Genomic DNA, 468 nt, shown 5'->3' with positions numbered 1-468 from the left:
GTAAGCGCCCAATAATCGACATCTTTTCCGCTCGCGCCAGCCGGGCAACACTGGCTCCCGTCAACACGCACAGGAGACCCCGATGTCCGAGCAACACCCTGAGACCCCGCGAAGCACGTACTGGCGCAAGCAACTCCGCGCGTGGCGCACCTCCGGCCAATCCCAGCTGGGGTTCTGCAAGCAGCAGGGGCTGAGTTACGCGCAGTTCCAGTACTGGCGGCGCAAGCTGACGGCCTCGACGACCGAAGAGAGACCACCGACCCGATCCGAGTTTGTCACCGTACGCCACCGTCCGATGGAGGATGCCGGTGGACTGACGTTGGTGTTGCCCAATGGCGCCGAGCTACGCGGCATCCACGCCGACAACCTGAGCGTGGTCGAGTCGCTGCTGAGACTCACCGCATGAGCCACCCCTTTCGCCCATCCGCCGCCCTGCCTCAGATCTACCTCTACCGGGACGCGGTGGAT

Annotated in this window: 1 protein-coding gene; it reads left to right on the top strand. The window is 64.5% G+C overall.

The window, feature by feature from the left end:
• The first annotated feature begins 82 nt into the window (after window positions 1–82).
• Window positions 83–406: an IS66 family insertion sequence element accessory protein TnpA gene (gene tnpA, locus ACYQ2W_RS26595; RefSeq protein ID WP_459874145.1), complete on the top strand. Its 324-nt coding sequence runs from the start codon at window positions 83–85 to the stop codon at window positions 404–406.
• The last annotated feature ends 62 nt before the right edge of the window (window positions 407–468 follow it).

Source organism: Endothiovibrio diazotrophicus (assembly GCF_054657215.1).
Note: the sequence above shows the minus strand (reverse complement) of the source record. Positions and strands in the feature narration are given on the sequence as shown.

Excerpts from the sequence above, each read along its gene's own strand:
- tnpA (WP_459874145.1), top strand. The coding sequence starts at position 83 with ATGTCCGAGCAACACCCTGAGACCCCGCGAAGCACGTACTGGCGCAAG.